The following is a 17790-nucleotide window of genomic DNA, read 5'->3' on the forward strand; positions in this document are numbered from 1 at the left end:
TCAGCGGAAGGCGGACGCCGGGGGGACGGGCGAGGGCTTGGCGCTCGCGTCGGTGACGGGCGCCGCTCCCCCGGCGAAGTCGGCGAGCGCCCGGCCGTGCTCGACCCGGCCCGGGTGCGGGTCGGTGGCGACCCGGCGGGTCAGTTCGGCCACCGGCAGCTCGCGGTCCGAGGCGAGCAGCACCGCGTTGCCGAAGCGGCGGCCGCGCAGGACGGTCGGGTCGGCGGTGAGCGCCAGTTCGGGGAAGACGGCGGCGGCGGTGGCGATCTGGCCGCGCAGATGGGTCAGGGGCGGGCCGTCGGCGAGGTTCGCCGCGTAGAAGCCGCCGGTCCGCAGCACCCGCCGCACCTCGGTGAGGAACTCGGTGCTGGTCAGGTGGGCCGGGGTGCGGGCCCCGCTGAACACGTCGGCGATGACGAGGTCGGCCCAGCCGTCCTGGACCTTGGTGAGGCCGGCGCGGGCGTCGGTGGAGCGGACCCGGATGCGGGCCCCGGCGTCGAGGGGCAGTTCCCGGCGGACGAGCTGGACCAGGAGCGCGTCGAGCTCCACGATCTGCTGGGTGGAGCGGGGCCGGGTCGCGGCGACGTACCGGGCGAGGGTGAAGGCGCCGCCGCCGAGGTGCACGACCTGGAGCGGCCGGTTCGGCGGGGCGGCGAGGTCGGCGATGTGGCCGAGGCGCCGCTGGTACTCGAAGGTGAGGCGGGCCGGGTCGTCGAGGTCGACGTGCGACTGCGGGGCGCCGTCGATGAGCAGCGTCCAGCCGCGCGGGCGTTCCCGGTCGGGTATGAGTTCGGCGAGGCCGCCGTCGACGGTCTCGACGACGGGGACGGCCGTCGCCGCCCGGTCACGCTGCTTGTTCCTGGCCACGGGCCCATTATCGGGGCATGCCAGGTGGGCGGCTCAGTGGCGGTCGTCCGGGACGTGCCCGGCGGGCGGCTCAGTGGCAGCCGTCGGCCGCCTCGATGAGGCGGGCCGCCTCGCCGAGCGCCTCGCGCAGGACGGCGGGGTCGGTGACCGGGTCCGTGTCGCCCGGGGGCAGCAGCCAGCCGGCCGGGCGGGGCGCGTCGCCCGCCGGTTCGGGGAGCTCCGGCAGCTCGGGGAGGCGCAGGCCCCGCCCCGAGGTCCGCGTACAGGCGCTGCCCGGCATGTCCCAGGCGGCGGCGGTGCCGGGCGGCACCAGGAAGCCGAGGGTGTCGCAGGTGCCGTCGTGGACGACGGGGCCGACGGCGGGGACGGCGCCGCGGCGCAGGATGTCGACGGCCTCGAGTCCCTGACGGACCGGGACGGTCACCAGGTCCCAGGGCCCGGCGGCGGGCCGGGCCCCGTCGGCCTCCGGGGTGGACACGTGCCGCGTGGCCGCCTGCGAACCGATCTCCGACATGGGTGACCCCTCCTCGCTCCGGAGGAGACACGTTCCGTCTCTCCTCTACGGTTCAACGCCCGTGCGCGTCAACGGCTACGGCGGGATGCCGCCGCAAAGGATGGCAGTTCATGGCAGATCGCAGGCGAGATATCCGATTTGTAGCCAAACTCTGCGTAGGCGTCCGGTCACAGCAGGTACGTTCTTGCCGCCGGACATCCGGCAGCACCAGGAGAGGGCTCGGCCATGGCGATGTCACGGGCAGTTCCCAATCTCGCTTTCCGTCGGCTCCGCGGACAGCACTCCCCGGCGGAGTTCGCCGCGGCGGTCCGCCGGGCGGCGCGGGAGATCGGCGAACGGGTCGCGTGCGACGCCCGCTACATCGGGCGCGTGGAGGCGGGCGAGATCCGCTGCCCCAACTACGCGTACGAGCGGGTCTTCCTGCACATGTTCCCCGGTCTGAGCCTCTCCGACCTGGGGTTCTCCGCGCGGGAGACGGTGCGCGGCCGGCGGCAGGCCGTCCCGGCCGGGGCAGCGCCTCCCGCCGTCATCACCACCCGGAACGATGAGGAGAGCGACGTGCTGCGTCGCGCATTCATGACGAGCGGCTCCGCCACCCTGGCGGCCGCCTCGCTGGGACTCGGCGGCCCCGCCGTCACCATCCCCTCCCCCCGCGGCACCCACCGGATCGGCGAGACCGAGGTGCGGGCCGTCGAGGACGCCGTGCGGCGGATCCGGCTGCTCGACGACCGGCACGGCGCCGACGGGCTCTACAAGGTGGCCGCCCAGCCGCTCCGCACCGCGTACGCGCTCCTCGACGCCGGCACCATGGCCCGGCGCTCCACCGAGGACCGGCTGCACGCGGGCGCGGGCGAGCTCTCCCTCTCCGTCGGCTGGCTGGCCCACGACTCGGGCCGGCACGAGGACGCGCGCTCGCACTACGCGGAGGCGCTGGCCACCGCGCGCGTGGCGGGGAACGCGGCCCTGGAGGCGCACGCCTTCTGCAACACCTCGTTCCTGGCCCGGGACGCCGGCCGGTACCGCGAGGCGGTCCGGGCGGCCCAGGCCGGCCTGCGGGCCGCGCAGCCGCTGGACTCGGCCCGGCTGCTCTCGCTGCTCTCGCTGCGGGAGGCGGGCGCCTGGGCGGGGCTCGGCGACCGCTCCGCCTGCGAACAGGCCCTCGGCCGGGCGCACGACCACTTCGAGCGGGGCCCGGCCGAGGCCGACCCCGAGTGGATGTCCTTCTTCGGCGAGCCGGAGCGGGAGGCGCTGGAGGCCGAGTGCTGGTCGGCCCTCGGCGAGTGGGGCCGGGCGGCGCGCCACGCCCACCGGGCGGTGGTCCTGCAGAACCCGCACTTCGCCCGGAACCTCGCGCTCTACCGGGCCCACCTCGCCAAGGACCTGGCGCGCGCCGGCCGCCGGGACGAGGCGGCGGCGGAGGCGCGGCGCGTCGTGGACTCCCTGGACGGCATCGCCTCGGCCCGGATCCGCGACCTGCTCTCGGAGACCAGCCGGGTCCTGGCCGGCACGCGCTGACGCCCGGGCGCCCGGGTCACTGCTCCAGGTGGCCCGTGTCGTTCCAGCGCTCGATCGCCGGGGCGCCGTACGCCCAGCCGAGGACCGACAGGCTCGTCGGGTCCAGGCGGATGCAGGAGGCGAAGGAGACGTCCTCGCCGAGCCAGCGCGCGCCGATCGAGCGCAGGATGTGGCCGTGGGCGAAGACCAGGACGTCCCGGTCGGCGGAGCGGGCCCACTCCACGATCTCGTCGGCGCGGTCCGACAGCTGGGCGAGCGTCTCCCCCTCGGGGACGCCGTCGCGCCAGATGAACCAGTCCGGCTGGATCTTCCGGATCTCGGGCGGGGTCAGCCCCTCGTACGCCCCGTAGTCCCACTCCATCAGCGCGTCCCAGGGCCGGGCCCTGTCCCCGAAGCCGGCGAGCTCGCAGGTCTCGCTCGCCCGCACCAGCGGGCTGGTGCGCACCTCCACGTCGGGCAGTCCCTGCCAGGGGCCCCGGTGCAGGCGCTCGCCGAGCAGCTTCGCGCCGCGCCGCCCCTCGTCGAGCAGCGGTATGTCGGTCCTGCCGGTGTGCCGGCCGAGAAGGGACCACTCGGTCTGGCCGTGCCGGGCGAGCAGGATGCGCGGTGCCATGGGAAGGACGCTCCAGGGGTTTCACGGTGCGGACGTGCCTCTCCCATCATCGCCGACGTGAACGCGCGGTGGCGCCCGGGCAACCCCCGGGGACCGCCCTGCGTCCCCTCCCCCGGGCCGACCACCGACTGGGGGACACGTTCATGCGCAAGCCACGCTGGTGGGCGGAGCTGTCCCTGATCGCCGTCGTGTACGCGGCCTACTCGGGCGGGCGGCTCCTGGTGAAGGGCGACGAGCCCTCGGCCACGGCGCACGGGCTCGCGGTCCTGCGGTTCGAGGAGCGCCTCGGGATCGACGCCGAGCACCCGTTGAACCGGTTGTTCACGGACGTCCCCGCGCTCGGGGTCCCGGCGGACTTCGCGTACGCGTCGCTGCACTACCTGGTGACCCCGGCGGTCCTGGTGTGGCTCTTCCGCCGCCGCCCCGCGCACTACCGGGCCGCCCGCGCCTGGCTGATGCTCTCCACGTTGCTCGGCCTCGTCGGCTTCACGCTGCTGCCGACCGCCCCGCCCCGGCTCCTCGACGCGGCCCACGGCTTCACGGACACGATGGAGCGCTTCAGCGCGTACGGCTGGTGGGGCGGCGAGGCCAGCGCGCCGCGCGGGCTCGGCGGTCTGACGAACCAGTACGCGGCGATGCCCAGCCTGCACGTCGGCTGGGCGCTGTGGTGCGGGGTGATGCTGTGGCGGTACGGGCGGACGCCGCTCACGAAGGCCCTCGGGGTGGCGTATCCGCTGGTCACGTCCCTTGTCGTGATGGGCACCGCCAACCACTACCTGCTCGACGCGGTCGCCGGGGCGGCCGTGATGGGCGCGGGTCTGCTGCTCGCCCCGTACGCGCTGCGGATCGCCGACCGGATCGGCGGGAGGACGGAAGCGCTCCCGGTTGTCACCGGCGGATGCGAGACTTCCACGGGTGAGCGCATCCCTGGACAGCGGTCTGTCCCGAACACCGCAGACGACCAGCCGGCAGCAACTCGCTGAGCTGCGTGGACCGGGCGTCGTGCCGCGTCCGCTGGACGCGCGGGCCCTCGCGGCGCTGGCCGCCAATCCGGGCTGCCGGCGGCGGGCCGTCCTCGACGGGGCGGGCGTCGACAAGTCGGCGCTGGCCGCGAAGCTCGGCTCGCCGGCGCCGTTCGGGCAGTCGCAGTTCGCGATCGTGCGGGGCAACTCCTTCGAGGCGAAGGTCAAGGCGGACGGCGGGCGCGAACTGCTGCGCCTGATCGGCGTGGAGGAGCCGGGCGGGGTGTCCCTGCCCGACCTGGCGGCGGCCGGGCCCGAGGGACGGGTGGCGCGCACGGCGCTCGCCCTGCGCGAGGCGACGGACGCCGGGGCGTGGACGCTGCTCGACCACCCGCTGCTCGCCCTGGAGGTCGCCGGCGCCCCCGTCTACCTGGAGCCGGACGCGGTGGTGGTGCGCCCCGACGGCGGGTGGACGGTGGTGGAGATCAAGTCGTTCCCGATGATCGACGGTTCGGCCGACGCGGCGAAGGTGGGCGCGGCGGCCCGCCAGGCCGCCGTGTACGTGCTGGCCCTTGAGCGGGTGGCGGCGCGTACGGAGGGCGCGCGGGTCGCGCAGTCGGTGCTCCTCGTCTGCCCGAAGGACTTCTCGAACGTGCCGGCGGCCTCGGTGGTCGACGTGCGCAAGCAGCGGTCGGTGACCCGGCGTCAACTGGCCCGGCTGACCCGGATCGACGAGATCGCGCGGGCCCTGCCGGAGGGCATCAGCTTCGACGTGGTGGAGCGGACGCCGGAGGAGCTGACGGCGGCCGTGGAGTGCGTGCCCCACCAGTACGCGCCGGAGTGCCTGGCCGCCTGCGAGCTGGCCTTCCACTGCCGGGCGCGCTCCCGGGAGGCGGGCGCGGTGGAGACCCTGGGCCGTTCCGTGCGGGGGGAGTTGGGCGGCCTGACGACGGTCGGCGCGGTCCTGGCGGCGGCGCGCGGCGAGGAGGGCGACCCGGAGGACCCGGCGGTGGCGGCGCTGCGCCGGGCGCGGGCGCTGCGCGACGAGGCCCTGGCGGGGGTGCCGGGATGTCGCTGATCTCCACGCTCGCCCGGATGGAGGCCGTCGAGTCGGGCCGGGCTCAGCCGCTCGCCACGGTGCGGCACCGGCGGCTGTCCGCACGGCCGTTGGTCCTCGTGCCGCTGACGACGGCCGGTGAGGCGGGCGCCCCGCTGGGCGCGCTGGTCGGCACCGATCCCGAGGAGCCTCGGCTCCTGGTGGTGCCGCAACCCCGCGACCGTGACCTGCGGTTCGCGTTCCTCGCGGACCTGGCCGAGGAGGTCCTGCCGTACGTCGACTCGTTCACGGACGTCGTCGAGGCGGCGGAGCGCAACGAGGTCGACCCGGAGACCGGCAGGAAGGTGAAGGTCGAGGTCGAGCTGTGCGCCGACGCGCCGCAGCTGATCGTGCCGAGCCGGGCGGGCGTCGAGTACGTGCGGCTGCTCGGGCGGTCGACGCGGTTCCGGCGGACGGCCGAGCAGGACCCGGAGACGCCGTTCCCCGCGCCGCCGCGGGTGCCGCTGCTCGGCCGGTGGCTGACGCACTTCGGCGAGCGGGCCCGGGTGCCCGGCTCCTCGCTGCTCCTCGCGGCGACGGACCTGCTCAACCGGCACTGGGCGACCGGCCAGTCGTCCCTGGAGGACCAGCACCTGGGCGCGCTGCTCGCCTGGATCGACCCGTCCGACGCGGCGCGGGGCACTGCGGAGCCGGGTGCCGAGGCGGCGCTGCGGGCCGAGGTCGGCCGGGACGCCCGGGGGCAGCTGCTCTGCCCGCCCGCCGGTCCCGCGACCGATCCGGCCTTCGACAACAAGCTCCTCGCACCGGCGATCGAGCGGTACGACCGGGCCCGGCAGGCGCTCGGCGCGGCCGAGGACGGCGAGAGCGCCGACACGGGCCTCGCCGAGCTGCACGGGGCCGAGCGGGAGCTGCGCCGGCTGGTCCTCTCCCAGCTGAAGCCGACCTGGTACGCCGTCTGGCGGGCGATCGAGCTGCTGCGGGAGCTGCCGGAGGGCGCCAGGGTCGAGGACCGCTGGACCCGAGACCGCTGGTCCTTCACCGGCCACCGGGACCGGGTCGCGGCCGGCGAGCCGCCGCAGCCGCGCCGGGACGACGCCGTGACGGCGGCCTCGAAGCTCGCCGCCCGCGAGCAGGCGCAGGGCCAGCTGGAGGCGCAGGAGGCCCTGGACGATCCGCTGGTCCTGGCGGAGCGCCGCCTCGCGGGCGAGGCGTTCTCGGCCGAGGTGGTCGAGGTGACGATGGCGTGGACGGAGTCGAAGCGGCCCGCGCCGCGCCCGCTCCTCGCGGTCCGCACGGACGACCGGCCGCACCTGGGCGAGAGGACGCGGGTGTACCGCTCGCTGGACGGCAAGCCGCAGGCGGCGGAGTTCGTGCGGTACGAGGAGGACGGCTCGCTGCTCCTGCGGATCCTGGACCGGATGGGCCGGTCCAGGGAGCCGGCGGAGGGCTCGGTGCCGGAGAAGGGCGAGCGGATCGCCTGGACGCTGTTCGAGCACGAGCAGCGGGTCGGACCGAAGCTGCCGGCCCCGGAGGAGACGCCCTGGACGCACGGCGGCCCGCCCCGGGCGGACGCCGTGGAACCGCCCGACGCCGTGACCCCCGAGGACGTGCTGTGACCGCGCCCGGCTCCGTACCCCCCGAAGACCTGCCGTGACCGCGCCCGGCTCCGTACCCCCCGAGGACCTGCCGTGATCCTGTTCGACGCCGTGACCCCCGAGGACCTGCCGTGACCGTGTTCGACCCGTCCGCCGAGGCCGCCCGCGCGACCTCCGCCATCCTGGCGGACACCCTGCACGGCTCCGCGCGGGGCGTCGTCGTCGACTCCCCGCCCGGCGCCGGCAAGTCGACGCTCGTGGTCCGGGCCGCCCTGGAGCTGGCCGCCGCCGGGCGCCCCCTGATGGTGGTCGCCCAGACGAACGCGCAGGTGGACGACCTGGTGCTGCGGCTCGCCGAGAAGGAGCCGGAGCTGGAGGTCGGCCGGCTGCACTCGAGCGACTCCGACCCGTACGACAAGGCGCTCGACGACCTGGCGAACGTACGGAAGTCGGCGAAGGCGGGCGAGCTGGCCGGGCTGCCGGTCGTCCTGTCCACGGCCGCCAAGTGGGGGCACGTGAAGAACGTCGAGCCGTGGGCGCACGCGATCGTCGACGAGGCGTACCAGATGCGCTCGGACGCGCTGCTCGCCGTGGCGGGCCTCTTCGAGCGGGCGCTGTTCGTGGGCGACCCCGGGCAGCTCGACCCGTTCTCGGTGGTGGGCGCGGAGCAGTGGGCGGGGCTCACGTACGACCCTTCGGCGAGTGCCGTCTCCACGCTGCTCGCCCACAACCCGGAGCTGCCGCAGCACCGGCTGCCGGTCTCCTGGCGGCTGCCCGCCACGGCGGCGCCGCTGGTGTCGGACGCGTTCTACCCGTACACGCCGTTCCGCAGCGGCACCGGGCACGGGGACCGGAGGCTCTCCTTCGGGGTGCCCTCGGACGGTTCCGGTCCCGACCGGGTCCTCGACGAGGCCGCCGGGTCCGGCTGGGGCCTGCTCGAACTCCCGGCCCGGCACACCCCCCGCACCGACCCCGAGGCGGTCGGCGCGATCGCCCTGGTCGTGCGCCGGCTGCTGGACCGGGGCGGCGCGGCGGTCTCGGAGCGCTCGGAGACCCCGGTCCCGCTCACCCCGGACCGGGTCGCCGTCGGGACCGCCCACCGCGACCAGGCGGCGGCGGTCCGGGCGGCGCTCGCGGACCTCGGCGTCTCGGGCGTGACGGTGGACACCGCGAACCGGCTCCAGGGCCGCGAGTACGACGTGACGGTCGTCCTGCACCCGCTGTCGGGCCGCCCGGACGCGACCGCCTTCCACCTGGAGACGGGTCGGCTGTGCGTGCTGGCCTCCCGGCACCGGCACGCGTGCGTCGTGGTGTGCCGGGCGGGCGTGGCGGAGCTCCTCGACGAGCACCCGTCGACGGATCCGGTGCGGCTCGGGGTCGCGGTCTCGTTCCCGGACGGCTGGGAGGCGAACCACGCGGTCCTCTCCCACCTGGAGGAACACCGGGTCAGCTGGACGCCCTGAGCGCGATCGGCCCGGACGAGGAGTTCTTCGGCGGCCTGCGGCTGCTCCTGCCGGGTCTCGGCCGGACGGCGTAGGGGCGCGCGGAAAGGGCTTCGCGCTCTTGCGGGGCGCGGGACAATGGAAGACGGCCCGGGAGTCCGGGCCGTGCCTGTGCGAGGAGGAGAAGGACGATGGCGGAACCCGCGGAGCGGAGCGCACAGCGGCGGCTTCGGCCGGCACCGCTGATCTTCGAGCCTGCCGAGGCGACCGCCGATCCGGAGCACTTCTTCGACCTGGAGTCGATAGAGGACCCCCGCGAGCTGCTGTCCCGGGCGACGGAGCTGACCCTCGCGTTCCGGGCGGCGACGGACCGGGCGACCGAGTTCCAGGCGATCGCGGCCGCGCAGCTGGCGGATCCGCGCCGGTTCGACCGGCTGACGGCGGCGGACGTCGCCGAGCGGGCGGCGTGGACCGAGGACTACGCCCGGAAGATGATCGAGTTCGGCCGCGACCTGATCCGGACGAACGGGCAGCCGGCGGAGGACTGAGCCCCGGGTGCGGCCCGGAAGTCGGTGGGGAGGCCGAGCCGGCCGGAAAGGCCGTTCGCGTGGCTCGGAAGCGCACGTCTGACCGAAAAAGCACCCCTGGCATATGCCGAGGGGCACGATACCCCTCCCCCGCCCCTCCTGTCCGGGATTCCGGGAACCCTCGGCAATCGGGTGATCACACCCGGTAGACCTGGATCCATGACGACCTGGCTGCGCGACGAGACCCCGCACGACATCTTCCGGTTCCTCCGGCAGGGCGACGAGGGACGACACCAGACGGCCCGGGTCACCGCCGACGGGGCCGCCTGGCTCGCCTCGGCCGCCGGGGGCCGCGACGGCGCCGCGCTCACCCGCTGGGAGTCCCGCCCCGCCTCCCCGGCGGCGCTGCCCTGCGGGAGCGTCTTCGACGTCGTCAACGTGGACCCGGTCTTCGGTCGCCGGATGCTGGACCGGCTGTGGGAGGAGGGCCCGGGCTCGGGGCCCGTCGCGACGCACCGGGGCCGGATGATGCTGTTCGCCGCGCCGGGGACGGCCCAGCGGCTGCCGGCCCTGCTCGACTGGGAGGAGTGGAGCGAGGCGGTCGCCCGGCCGCTCTGTCACGGGCTCGGGGACGCGGTGACCGTGCCGGCGCTCGTGCCGTCCGGCTCCGCCGGGCCCCGCTGGCTGGTGGCCCCGGACACCCGGCATCCGTGGCTGCCCGGTCCCGAGGTCATGCTCTGGGCCTGCGTGCGGGCCGTCCGGGCGACCTCCGCCGCCGACGTGCGGGTATCGATTTTTCCTCCCGCCGATCCGGATGCTAATGTCTACGACGTCAGCAGGCGCCGCTAGCTCAGTTGGTTAGAGCAGCTGACTCTTAATCAGCGGGTCCGGGGTTCGAGTCCCTGGCGGCGCACAGACAGGAGAAGCCCCTCGCGGAAGCGAGGGGCTTCTCCGTCTTCCCGGTCACGCCCCTCCAGGAGGGGTGACCTTCACCGTCCAGACGCCCGCCCGGGTGCGGTCGGTGACCTCGACGCGGACCCCGGTCCCGGGCACGGTCAGGGTCTCGCCCTCCTCCAGGGGGGCGTCCGCGAGCGGCGGGTAGACGGAGCGCTCCGCGCACGCCTGGGTCGCCGGGTGGGCGTCCACGACCTCGACCGGGCCGTCGCCGGAGGCCGCGCTGCTGCGGACCCGGTAGACGAGCACGCCCTCGGTGCAGGTGCCGGCGTCGTTCCCGGCGCCGCTCCGGGCCTCGATCGCGAGGACGCTGTCGGGGCCGGTGCGGACGACGGCGAGCCGGGTGCCGAGGGTGCCGCCGGCCGGGGGCGGGGCGTCGACCGGCTCCAGGCTGACCAGCCGGGAGCCCGCGCCGTGGACGCAGGTGACCTGGGCGCGGGAGAGCCAGCCGAGCTTCCACTTGTGCCAGCCGAAGAGGTCCGGGGAGAGTCCGAACTGGCTGCCCATGACGTCCCAGTCACCCACATGGGTGTCCCAGTCGCCCTTGCCGTCCACCGGCCGGCGGTAGAGGTCGGGCAGGTCGAAGACGTGGCCGGTCTCGTGGGCGAGGACGTTGTGGTCGGGCGGGTGCCGCTCGAAGACGGTGACGACGCGCTTGACCTCGGTGCCGTCGGCCTCCAGCGGCTGCTCCAGGTTGACGACCTTGGTCGCGTCGGAGTCCACGCCGGGGGCGTCCGGGTCGGCGACCAGATAGACGATGTCGTACCGCGAGAAGTCGACGTCCTTGTCGGCGGCGGTGATCGCGTCGCGGAGGTAGGCGGCCCGCTTCCCGGCGTCCCAGTCCCGCCGTATGCCGTACTCCTCCGAGGAGTGCGGCATGCGGGTCCACTCGGGCCGGGGGTGCGGGCGCAGGTGGAAGCGCCCGTAGGAGGCGCGGTCGAAGTACTCGCTGGTGGCCGGGAAGTGGTCGGCGGCGAGTTCGGCCGGTTCGTTGAGCGGCGCGGAGTCCGGGAAGGACAGGAAGATCATGACCGCGTCGAGGTCCCGGTTCGGCCGGGAGTAGGCGCCGTTCCAGGTGTCGAGGCCGAGCGAGTGGTGGACGGCGGCGCGGGGCAGGGTGCAGGGACCCGCCGGGGACACGCCGACGGCGGGACCCGCGACGAGCCCCGTGGCGGCCAGGGCGGCGAGCGAGGTGAAGGCCGCCGCGCCGGCACGCAGGCGCGGCCGTTCCACTCCCCCGGGTGGCTGCTGAGCCCTCACGTGGACCTCCGGATCGGGAATGCGGGACACCCCACCCACCTTGGGATGGTTTGCGACGTTTCGCATGTTTCCGCTGCCCCGGTCGGGTGAGGGCATGCCACCGGGTCGACGCGACACGAGCGCACTTCAGCTCACGGAAAGTCACTTTCGATCATGCCCTCGACTGCCCGTGTCAGACCCGTGCAGAAACGATCGGGCGGGTCGGTCCGGTGGGCAGCCTCACAGCGCCGGAGGTCCCCCGGAGGCTCCTCGGAGCTGGAACGCTCCCCCGGCTGGCTCTATGATCGGCTCACTCTTCCTTGGCCGACCGTCCCGACCACATGTGACCGGCCCGACTGCACACGGGAGCGAGCGGTGAGCGGAACCCCCGAAGGACCGGTGCACCCAGAGCCACCGGAGACACACGCGGCCGAACCCGCACTCACGGAGCGTCACCTCGCGCGCCGGGCGGCCGAATTCCGCGACTACCGCGCCGCCTTCCGGATCGCCCAGCTCGCCATGGCCGTGATCGACGAGGACGGCGTCGTCATCGCCGCCAACGACTCCTTCGGCACCCTCCTCGGCGCCGAGCCCGCGGCGCTCCGGGAGCAGGCCGCGGCCGACCTCGTCGACCTCGCCTCCGACGGCCGCACCTGGCACGCCTACCGCGAGGTGCTCGGCGGTCGCCGCTCCCGCTTCCGCTGCACCCGCCGCCTCAAGCACGCCGACGGGCGCTCGCTGTGGGCCGAGGTCACCGTCGCCCCCGTGCCCGACAGCCGGCGCGTCCTGCTGTCGATCGCGGACATCAGCGAGCGGCGCGAGCTCCACGCCCGGCTGCGTCACCTCCAGATGCACGACCCGGTGACCCGGCTGCCCAACCGCGCGCTGTTCTTCGAGCGCCTCTCGGCGGCCCTGGAGGCCGCGGCCCAGGACGCCGCGGCCGCCGAGGCCCGTGGCCGGCACGGCTCCCAGGACTCCCCCCGGTCACATGAGTCGCATGAGTCCTACGAGTCGTACGGCTATGGCAGAACAGGGCGGATCGGTCTCTGCTATCTGGACCTCGACGGCTTCAAGGCGGTCAACGACACCCTCGGCCACCGGGTCGGCGACCGGCTCCTGGCCGCCGTCGCCACCCGGCTGACGGAGTGCGCGGACAGCGACGGCTACACCCGCAACGGCGGCCACCTCGTGGCGCGGCTCGGCGGCGACGAGTTCGCGATCCTGGTCGAGGAGTCCACCGGCACGGAACAACTGGCGGACCTGGCGCGCGCGGTGCTCGACGCGCTGCAGCACCCCTTCGACCTGGGCGGCCAGCGGCTCTCGGTCTCCGCCTCGATCGGCGTGGTCGAACGCGCGGGGGCCGGGACGACGGCGACCGCCCTGATGCAGGCCGCGGACACCACGCTGTACTGGGCGAAGGCGGACGGCAAGGCCCGCTGGACGCTCTTCGACCCGGAGCGCAACGCCCACCGCATGACCAGGCAGTCGCTCTCCTCCACCCTGCGGCCGGCCGTGGAGCGCGGGGAGTTCGCCCTGGAGTACCAGCCGCTGGTGGACCTGACCGACGGGGCGGTGCGCGGGGTGGAGGCGCTGGTGCGCTGGAACCACCCGCAGTTCGGCCCGCTCCCGCCGAATCGGTTCATCGGGATCGCCGAGGAGGACGGCTCCATCGTGGAGCTGGGCCGCTGGGTCCTCGCCACCGCCTGCCGCCAGGCCAGGCAGTGGCAGAAGGACCATCCGCGCGAGCGCCCGATCTTCGTCAGCGTCAACGTGGCGGTCCGTCAGGTCTGGGACTCCGACCTGGTCGCGGACGTGGCCGGCATCCTCGCGGAGACCGGTCTCGCGCCGCACCTGCTCCAGCTGGAGCTGACCGAGTCCGCGGTGATGGGCTCGAACGGCCGGCCGCTCCAGGCGCTCCAGGCGCTGAGCGACATGGGGGTGCGGATCGCGATCGACGACTTCGGCACCGGCTACTCGAACCTCGCCTATCTGAGCCGGCTGCCGGTCTCCGTGCTCAAGCTGGACGGCTCCTTCGTCCGGGGCTTCCAGGACGAGGAGCACGCCAACCCGGCGGACGAGCTGATCGTCGAGGCGCTCGTGCAGCTCGCCCACCGGCTCGGTCTCACCGTGACCGCGGAGTGCGTCGAGACGGCCGGGCAGGCCAGCCGGCTGCGCCGGATCGGCTGCGACACCGGGCAGGGCTGGCTGTACTCGCGGGCGGTGGCCCCGGACCGCATCGCCGAGCTGATCGGCACGGAACCGCTTCCCGTGTAGGAGCGGAGACGTGGAACTGCCCCCGGCCGGAGGGACATTCCGGGCGGGGGCAGTGGTTCGTTCGGGCGGTGGGGGGATCAGCAGGCGCCCTGGTCCTTCCAGACGCCCCACTCGCCGGTCGTGCCCGGCTCCTCGTTCTGGGTCCACCACTGGGCCTTCCAGGTGCGGCCCTTGTGGGAGACGAGCGAGCCGCCGGTGTAGACGGTGCCGGCCACGTACGGCGCGGTGGTGCAGCCGGTGGTGGGCGGCGTCGTCGGAGGCGTGGTCGGAGGAGTCGTCGGCGGGGTGGTGGGCGGCGTGGTCGGCGGGGTGGTCGGGGTCGTCGGGGACGAGCCGACCGCCGTCACGATGTCCTTGAAGAGCGTCGCGTTGGCGTCGAGGCCGAGGAGCGAGTACATCATCGCGCCGGCCAGGCCGCGGTTGTGGGCGTAGTCGGCGCGCGCCTGGACGGTGCGCTTGTCCAGGCCGGTGAAGAACTCGCCGTCCTTGTAGAAGTACGCGGACTTGGCCTGGTCGTCCCAGAAGGTGGTCGACGGGTTGTCGACGATGCCGCCGAGCTCCTTGTAGTACGCGATGCCGGCCGCCTGGCTCAGCGGGCGGGCGTTGGAACCGCCGGTCGCGGGCTGCGCGAGGCCGTTGGCGGCCCCGGCCGGGACGCCCTTCCAGCCGCGGTAGTAGAACTCGTAGCCGAGGGTCAGCTTGTTCGCCGGGAAGCCACCGGTGATGCCGTAGGCGGGCTTGCCGTCGATCCAGGAGTCGATCGCGTTCTCGATCGAGTACTTCTCGGTGCCCGGCTTGATGACGTCGGTCGGGTCGTTGGCGCCCGAGCGCAGCGGGGACTGGTGGTACGTGGGCCCGTCGCCGTCCCAGGCGCCGTGCATGTCGTACGTCATGATGTTCGCGTAGTCGAGGTACGCGCCGATCTTGTCCGTCTCGATGTTCTTGATCTTGTCCTGGCCGGCCGGGAGCGCGGCGGTCAGGAGGTACTTCTTGCCGCCGTGGGCCGCGCCGTACTCGTCGAGCTGCTTGCGGAACTCGGCGAGGAGGAGCGTGAAGTTCTGCTTGTCCTCGGGGGCGTAGTGGTTGCCGAGGTGGCCGTCGGGCGAGCCGGGGTACTCCCAGTCGATGTCGATGCCGTCGAAGATGCCGGCCGCGCTGCCGGGGCCGCCGTAGCCGCCCTCGACGGGCAGGTCGCCCTGGATGTACTGCTTGATGCAGGAGGCGACGAGCTTCTTGCGGCTCGCGTCGGTCCTGGCCGCGTCCGAGAACCACTTGGAGTAGGACCAGCCGCCGATCGAGATGTTGATCTTCAGCTTGGGGTGCTTCGCCTTCAGCTCCTTGAACTGGTTGAAGACGCCCACGATCGGCTGGTCCCACTTGTCGGCGACGCCGTCGACGCTGTCCGCCGCCGAGAAGGACTTCTGGTAGTCGGCGTACGAGTCGCCCGCGCCGTCGCCCGCGTTGGGGTTGTTGTCGTCGCCCGCGGCCTTGTTGGCCTCGAAACAGGTGAGGTCGGTCGGGTGGATGTTCCCGAACGAGTAGTTGATGACGTCCAGGCCCGCCGCGATGCCCCGCTCGTCGAGGTGCTTCGGGTAGAAGGCGTTCCCGTAGACGCTCCACTGGTCGTAGTACGCGATTTTCACGCCGCCCGTGGAGGCGGTGGTGCCGGCCGCGGCGGCCTGGGCGGAGCCGAGTCCGGCCGTGGCGGCGAGGGCGCCGGCGGCGAGGGCCGAGCTGAGGAGCGCGGCGATCAAGGGCTTACGGGGGTGCACGTGCTGCCTCCGGGAGGGGGTGGCGGTACGGAAGTTGGAGCAGTGATATCCGCCGCGCGAACAGCTCGTCAATGGTCTGAACCAGATTGAGGACTAGACCAATTCGACGAGGAAAGCCCTTGTCAGAGGGGTGAAGCACAAAAGAGAACCGCCCGCCACCATCGGTGACGAGCGGTTTAAGGTTCACTTAGGACGGGGGCGCGGCGCGTTCGGGGACGAACCACGCGACCCGTTTTCCCCGTTACTCCGGCAGCTCCGGCAGTTCGTACGCGTCGGCGATCAGCTCGTAGCTCCGGACCCGCTCCGCGCCTCCGTGCCCGTTGGCCGTGATCATCAGCTCGTCCGCACCCGTCCGCTTCCGGAGGTCGTCCAGGCCGGTGCGCACCTCGTCCGGCGTGCCGTGCACGACGTTCGCGAGCCAGCCGTCGACGAACTCCCGCTCGGCGGGACCGAACCCGTACGCCTCCGCCTCCTCCGGCGTCGGCACCAGACCCGGCCGGCCGGTGCGCAGCCGCAGCATCGCGAGCGCGCCGGCGAGGACCTGGCGGCGGGCCTGCGCCGCCTCCTCGGCGGCGAACGCCGAGACGCCGATCATCGCGTACGGGGCGTCGAGGGCCTCCGAGGGCCGGAAGGAGTCCCGGTACAGGTCGAGCGCCGGGATCGTGTTCCTGGCCGAGAAGTGATGGGCGAAGGCGAAGGGCAGTCCGAGCAGCCCGGCGAGGCGGGCGCTGAAGCCGGAGGAGCCGAGCAGCCAGATCGGCGGGCGCCCCTTCGGGCCCTGCACCGGCCCCGGCACGGCGTGGATCCGGGCGTACGGGTGCCCGTCCGGGAAGTCGTCGTCCAGGAAGCGGGTCAGCTCGGCCAGCTGCTCGGGGAAGTCGTCGGCCCCTTCGTTCAGCCCGTCGGACCTGCGCAGGGCGGCGGCCGTGGCCCCGTCGGTGCCGGGCGCGCGGCCGAGGCCGAGGTCGATCCGGCCGGGCGCGAAGGCCTCCAGGGTGCCGAACTGCTCGGCGACGACCAGCGGGGCGTGGTTGGGCAGCATGACGCCGCCCGAGCCGAGCCGGATGCGCCGGGTGTGGGCCGCGAGGTGGGCGAGGATCACGGCCGGGGAGGAGGAGGCGACCCCGGGCATGGAGTGGTGCTCGGCCACCCAGTGGCGGTGGAAGCCGCGTCGCTCGGCGAGCCGGCTCAGCTCGACGCTCGTGGCGAGCGCCTGGGTCGCGGTCCGCCCGCTGCCGACGGTCACCAGGTCCAGCACGGACAGCGGTACGGGCGCGCTGCCCCGCGCCTCTCCTCGAACAGCGTCGGTCACCTTCGGGACCCTCCTCGACATGCGTGCGGATACATCAGGACGACAACAGGAGGGTGTCTCCGCTTATTCCGCTCCCCCGCGGGCGGAAAATTTCTGCCGCCCGCCGATGGCCGAACACCACCGTCGACACCACCGCGCACGCCCCTGACCTGAGACTCTGCGCACCACTCATGACGTGGGCATATGCCAGGGTGTCGCGTCCCAGCCCAGGGGCCCGGTCCGCCGCATCATTCTCGCCAACAGCCGCCCCGTGAAAGGCCCTTGGCGGTTATCGTGGTACGAAAGCTTGCGGTCACAACCTGGTAGGGGGAAACCGTGGCGCTGAAGCCCGAGCCCACCGCGCCGTTCCACTCGGTGCAATACGCCCTGCGCGTCCTCGAGACGGTCTCACGGCACGGCGGCGGAGTGACAGACGTCCAGATCGCGCGCGAGACCGGCCTGCCCGTCGCCCACCTGTCCTCACTGCTCCTCATGCTCCGCCGCGAGGGGTACGTCGAGCAGGTCGCCGACGGCGCGTACGTGATCGGGGACTCCCTCGTCCTCCTCGGCTCCGGCCTGACCCGCCGCGAAGCCCTGGAGGCCAAGCTCCAGGAGACCCTGACCGAGCTCCGGGACTCCGTCGGCGCGGCGGTCTACATCAGCCGGTACATCGACGGCGAGGTGAAGATCACCCAGTTCGCCGACGGCCCGCGCACGCCCAAGGTCAACGAGTGGGTGGACTTCCGCTCGGCCGCGCACGCCAGCGCGGTCGGCAAGTGCCTGCTCACCCAGCTCGACCAGAACGGCCGCCGGGACCACCTCTCCCGGCACAAGATCGCCCGGCTGACCTCCCGGACGATCACCAGCGAGCGAATCCTCTTCTCGAAGCTCGACAGCCAGCCGGCGACCGTCCCCGTGCTCGACCTCCAGGAGTACGCGGTGGGCACGGTCTGCGCGGCCGTCCCGCTGACGGCGGGCTCGGCCGTGGGCTGCCTGGCGCTCTCCCTGCCGATCGAGCACGCCCACCGGCTGCGCGCGGCGGCGGACACGCTCAACCGGCGAGCCGCTCCGGTGGTGCTCTCGCTGGCGATCTGAGGCCGGGGACGGACGCGGTCCCGGGGTGGTCGGGAGCACCCCCCGGGACCGGGTAGTATTTTCTCTGTCAGCA

The 17790-nt window shown here is 73.8% G+C and carries 15 protein-coding genes and 1 tRNA gene; 10 read left to right on the plus strand and 6 right to left on the minus strand.

The features are described 5' to 3' along the window. Together ACZ66Z_RS09860 and ACZ66Z_RS09865 are read right to left on the minus strand one after the other, a co-directional pair. Window positions 1-867, minus strand: coding sequence for a spermidine synthase (locus ACZ66Z_RS09860; protein WP_469933466.1), 867 nt, complete (start codon window positions 865-867; stop codon window positions 1-3). Between the two features lie 70 nt (window positions 868-937). Then, a complete protein-coding gene (locus ACZ66Z_RS09865; RefSeq protein ID WP_469933467.1) occupies window positions 938-1381 on the minus strand; it encodes a hypothetical protein in 444 nt (147 codons plus the stop codon). A gap of 225 nt (window positions 1382-1606) precedes the next feature. On the opposite strand from ACZ66Z_RS09865, the gene ACZ66Z_RS09870 reads away from it, so the two are divergent. Then, window positions 1607-2896, plus strand: a complete 1290-nt coding sequence (locus tag ACZ66Z_RS09870; protein WP_469933468.1) for a tetratricopeptide repeat protein — start codon at window positions 1607-1609, stop codon at window positions 2894-2896. 16 nt (window positions 2897-2912) lie between these two features. Here ACZ66Z_RS09870 and ACZ66Z_RS09875 read toward each other — a convergent pair whose 3' ends face one another. Beyond that, a complete protein-coding gene (locus ACZ66Z_RS09875; protein ID WP_469933469.1) occupies window positions 2913-3509 on the minus strand; it encodes a histidine phosphatase family protein in 597 nt (198 codons plus the stop codon). A gap of 143 nt (window positions 3510-3652) precedes the next feature. On the opposite strand from ACZ66Z_RS09875, the gene ACZ66Z_RS09880 reads away from it, so the two are divergent. The 7 genes from ACZ66Z_RS09880 (at window position 3653) to ACZ66Z_RS09910 (ending at window position 10005) form a co-directional block, all read left to right on the plus strand. Continuing rightward, a complete protein-coding gene (locus tag ACZ66Z_RS09880) occupies window positions 3653-4492 on the plus strand; it encodes a phosphatase PAP2 family protein (protein WP_469933470.1) in 840 nt (279 codons plus the stop codon). Further along, entirely contained in the window at window positions 4425-5549 is a 1125-nt protein-coding gene (locus ACZ66Z_RS09885) for a hypothetical protein (RefSeq protein ID WP_469933471.1), read from the plus strand. The genes ACZ66Z_RS09880 and ACZ66Z_RS09885 overlap by 68 nt, the downstream gene beginning before the upstream one ends. Beyond that, window positions 5540-7144 (plus strand): hypothetical protein, encoded by a 1605-nt coding sequence (locus ACZ66Z_RS09890; protein ID WP_469933472.1) that lies wholly within the window; start codon window positions 5540-5542, stop codon window positions 7142-7144. Before ACZ66Z_RS09885 ends, ACZ66Z_RS09890 begins: the two co-directional genes overlap by 10 nt. A gap of 110 nt (window positions 7145-7254) precedes the next feature. Further along, the gene (locus tag ACZ66Z_RS09895) at window positions 7255-8586 is read left to right on the plus strand and encodes an AAA domain-containing protein (protein WP_469933473.1); all 1332 of its coding nucleotides are present in this window, start codon (window positions 7255-7257) and stop codon (window positions 8584-8586) included. Between the two features lie 170 nt (window positions 8587-8756). After that, entirely contained in the window at window positions 8757-9113 is a 357-nt protein-coding gene (locus ACZ66Z_RS09900; RefSeq protein ID WP_391904247.1) for a hypothetical protein, read from the plus strand. Window positions 9114-9311: 198 nt separating this feature from the next. Then, complete coding sequence (locus ACZ66Z_RS09905; protein WP_469933474.1) at window positions 9312-9941, plus strand: hypothetical protein; 630 nt, start codon at window positions 9312-9314, stop codon at window positions 9939-9941. Then, window positions 9932-10005, plus strand: a tRNA-Lys gene (locus ACZ66Z_RS09910). The genes ACZ66Z_RS09905 and ACZ66Z_RS09910 overlap by 10 nt, the downstream gene beginning before the upstream one ends. A 50-nt stretch (window positions 10006-10055) precedes the next feature. Here ACZ66Z_RS09910 and ACZ66Z_RS09915 read toward each other — a convergent pair. Beyond that, a complete protein-coding gene (locus ACZ66Z_RS09915; RefSeq protein ID WP_469933563.1) occupies window positions 10056-11306 on the minus strand; it encodes a M6 family metalloprotease domain-containing protein in 1251 nt (416 codons plus the stop codon). A gap of 354 nt (window positions 11307-11660) precedes the next feature. On the opposite strand from ACZ66Z_RS09915, the gene ACZ66Z_RS09920 reads away from it, so the two are divergent. Next, window positions 11661-13559, plus strand: a complete 1899-nt coding sequence (locus ACZ66Z_RS09920) for a putative bifunctional diguanylate cyclase/phosphodiesterase (RefSeq protein ID WP_469933475.1) — start codon at window positions 11661-11663, stop codon at window positions 13557-13559. Between the two features lie 77 nt (window positions 13560-13636). Here the strand turns inward: ACZ66Z_RS09920 and ACZ66Z_RS09925 are convergent, their stop codons facing one another. After that, on the minus strand, window positions 13637-15331 hold the full coding sequence (locus ACZ66Z_RS09925; RefSeq protein ID WP_469933476.1) for a glycosyl hydrolase family 18 protein: 1695 nt from the start codon (window positions 15329-15331) through the stop codon (window positions 13637-13639). 241 nt (window positions 15332-15572) lie between these two features. Then, entirely contained in the window at window positions 15573-16664 is a 1092-nt protein-coding gene (locus ACZ66Z_RS09930) for an LLM class flavin-dependent oxidoreductase (protein ID WP_469933477.1), read from the minus strand. Between the two features lie 294 nt (window positions 16665-16958). Here ACZ66Z_RS09930 and ACZ66Z_RS09935 point away from each other — a divergent pair, with 294 nt between their 5' ends. Next, the gene (locus ACZ66Z_RS09935) at window positions 16959-17717 is read left to right on the plus strand and encodes an IclR family transcriptional regulator (RefSeq protein WP_017237127.1); all 759 of its coding nucleotides are present in this window, start codon (window positions 16959-16961) and stop codon (window positions 17715-17717) included. Window positions 17718-17790 lie beyond the last annotated feature (73 nt).

Source organism: Streptomyces sp. NPDC107498 (genome assembly GCF_055582805.1).